The sequence below is a fragment of the Nocardiopsis lucentensis DSM 44048 genome, from assembly GCF_000341125.1.
Lineage (GTDB): Bacteria > Actinomycetota > Actinomycetes > Streptosporangiales > Streptosporangiaceae > Nocardiopsis > Nocardiopsis lucentensis.
In genome coordinates, this window is sequence record NZ_ANBC01000896.1 from 1 (window position 1) to 3,275 (window position 3,275).

2 protein-coding genes are annotated in these 3,275 nt (G+C 70.9%); both read left to right on the forward strand.

What is annotated here, in order from left to right; all coding sequences use genetic code 11:
- A partial coding sequence (locus D471_RS37090; protein WP_017602125.1) for a sodium-translocating pyrophosphatase occupies positions 1 to 2,004 on the forward strand: 2,004 nt, incomplete at its 5' end.
- 405 nt (positions 2,005 to 2,409) lie between these two features.
- Complete coding sequence (locus D471_RS0130560) at positions 2,410 to 2,889, forward strand: SixA phosphatase family protein (protein WP_017602127.1); 480 nt, start codon at positions 2,410 to 2,412, stop codon at positions 2,887 to 2,889.
- Positions 2,890 to 3,275: the final 386 nt, after the last annotated feature.

The window sequence follows — 3,275 nt, forward strand, 5'->3', positions numbered from 1 at the left end:
GTCGCGGGCATGATCACCGTCGGCCTGGGCCTGTTCGGCGCCGCGACCGTCGTCCTCCTCTACCGGGGGGACGCGCCGATCGTGCTGGAGGGCTTCGGCTTCGGCGCCGCGCTGCTGGCCATGTTCATGCGTGTCGGCGGCGGGATCTTCACGAAGGCCGCGGACGTCGGCGCCGACCTCGTCGGCAAGGTCGAACAGGGCATCCCGGAGGACGACCCGCGCAACGCCGCCACCATCGCAGACAACGTCGGGGACAACGTGGGCGACTGCGCGGGCATGGCGGCCGACCTGTTCGAGTCCTACGCCGTCGTGCTCGTGGCCTCGCTCATCCTCGGCCGGGTGGCCTTCGGCACCGAGGGACTGGTGTTCCCGCTGCTGGTCCCGATGATCGGCGTCGTCACCGCGATCATCGGCATCTTCATCGTCGCGCCCCGCACCCGGGACAGGACGGCGATGTCGGCGATCAACCGCGGGTTCTTCGTCTCCGCCGGAATCTCCGCGGTCCTCGTCGTCGGCACGGCGTTCTGGTACCTGCCCAGCAGCGTCGAGGGACTGTCCGGAGTCAGCCCGACGGTCGTGGAGGAGATCGCCGCCGCGGGAACCGACCCCAACCCGCGCCTCATCGCCGTCGCGGCGGTCCTCATCGGCCTGGTCCTGGCCGCCGCCATCCAGCTGCTCACCGGGTACTTCACCGAGACCGACCGGCGGCCGGTACGGGAGATCGGCGACAGTTCCGAGACCGGTGCGGCGACCGTCGTCCTGTCCGGTATCTCGGTCGGCCTGGAGTCGGCCGTCTACTCCGCCCTGCTCATCGCGGGCGCCGTCTACGCCGCCTTCCTCCTCGGAGGCGGTTCCATCACGCTGAGCCTGTTCGCCGTCGCGCTCGCCGGCACGGGTCTGCTCACCACCGTCGGCATCATCGTCGCGATGGACACCTTCGGCCCGGTGTCCGACAACGCCCAGGGCATCGCGGAGATGTCCGGCGACGTCAAGGGCAAGGGCGCCGACGTGCTCACCGGTCTCGACGCGGTGGGCAACACGACCAAGGCGATCACCAAGGGCATCGCGATCGCGACCGCCGTCCTGGCCGCGACCGCGCTCTTCGGCGCCTTCCGCACCTCGGTGCAGGAACAGCTGACCATCGCCGACGCGGGTGCGGACGCCTTCTCCCTCTCCCTTGACCGGCCGGACGTGCTGGTCGGCGTCATCATCGGCGCGAGCGTCGTGTTCTTCTTCTCGGGGCTGGCCATCATGGCGGTGGGCAGGGCCGCGGGCCGCGTCGTCCTGGAGGTGCGGGACCAGTTCCGCACCCGACCGGGGATCATGGACGGGAGCGAGAAGCCGGAGTACGCGCGCGTCGTCGACATCTGCACCAAGGACTCGCTGCGGGAGCTGGTCACACCGGGTCTGTTGGCCGTCTTCGCTCCGATCGCCGTCGGGTTCGCGCTCGGCTACGCCCCGCTCGGCGCCTTCCTCGGCGGTGCCATCGCGGCGGGCGTGCTCATGGCGGTGTTCCTCGCCAACTCCGGTGGCGCGTGGGACAACGCCAAGAAGCTGGTCGAGGACGGGCACCACGGGGGCAAGGGCTCCGAGGCCCACGAGGCCACGGTCATCGGGGACACGGTCGGCGACCCCTTCAAGGACACCGCCGGACCGGCGATCAACCCGCTGCTGAAGGTGATGAACCTGGTGGCGTTGATCGTGGCGCCCAGCGTGGTCATCTACGCCGACAACATCGCGCTGCGCGTGGGCGTGACGGTGGTCGCCGTCGGTGTGCTCGTCGGTGCGGTGCTGTGGTCGAAGAGCCGGGGGTCCGGGACGGAGACCGACCTGGCGGAGACCGGCGGCTCGGCCGCTCCGAAGGGCGCCCCCGAGGTCGGGGACGGCGACACGGCGTCCACGGACGGCGGGTCCGCGGAGAAGGCCGACGCGTCGGACGACGGCCCCGCCGAGGCCGAGCCCGACCGCAGGGAGGAGGCCCACGCCGGAGAGGGCAAGGGCTAGGAGGTGTTCTCCGGGTCCTCCGCCGGGCTTCGGACCGTGTTCGGGCGACCGAACGACACCCCTCGGGTGGCCGTTCCGAAAAACAGGCCCCAGCCGTCCCGTCGGGGTGTGCGCCCCACCGGGCGGGGGTCGTGAGAACCACCGTGAGTACGAGGACGTGGCCGTCCGGGGTAACCCGGGCGGCCACGTCGCGTGCGCGGACCTAACCTTGGGGGGTGGGACCGTGCGGCGCCCTCGTGCGTGCCGGTCGTGTACGTCGGACACCCGTGCGTGGACGGCGAGAGACCTGACAGGCGTGACATGAGGAGGGTTCCCGGTGACGGGGTTGAAGGGGCTGGCGACGATCGTGGGCATCATGGTCGCCTTCATCGGCGGGCTGGCCGTGGTCGCGACGGTGCTGGCCGGATGAGCCGCACACTCCTGCTCATGCGGCACGCCAGGGCCGAGGCCGGTCACGGGGGCGGCGACTTCGACCGCGCGCTCGACGACACCGGCCGGAGGCAGGCGGAGGAGGTGGGCCGCCTCCTCGCGGCACGCGGGTACGCGCCGGACCACGTCCTGTGCTCCGCGGCGCTTCGGACACGGCAGACGCTGGACGGCGTCCTGGGCGCGATGGGCACGGACGCGGCTCCGGAGGTGGACTACTCCGAGGCGGTGTACTCGGCGGGTGTCGACTCACTCCTGGAACTCGTGAACTACGTCGACCCCGACGTGCGGACGCTGCTCGTGGTCGCGCACAACCCGACGGTCGCCCAGCTGGCGGCGGCGTTCGTCGGTCACGGGGCGCTGGTGTCGTTCGCCCCCGCGACCGTGGCCGCCGTGGAACTGGACGTCGAGTGGCTGTACGCGGCACCGGGAACCGGTGAGGGCACGCTCCTCAACTGAGGAGGTTCCCGGGGCCGAGGCGGCCGCTGGGCCGGCCACGTGCCGGGACCGGCCCCACGCACCCGGCGGGACTGTGACCCACGACACGCGCGTGGCGGTTTGCCGGAGCGTGAGTGTGGGGGTAGTGTTCTCCGAGTCGCTTCCGAACGGCCCAAGGTCGCAAGGGGCGACGGATTGACGCTGAGCGAGACGAACGCGAGATCTACGCGGGCGTGCCAGCACATCCACTCCTTTCCTGAGTCCTCACGGACTGAGCATGCGCTCAGTGTGTGTAAGCTCGGGGAGCCGCTTCACAAACCCGAACGGGCGAATCCGTCCGCTAGGGTGAATGAAGCAAGACGGGCGCTTTACCCCGTTCGGTTGATCCGAAACCGCCGATTTGGCGG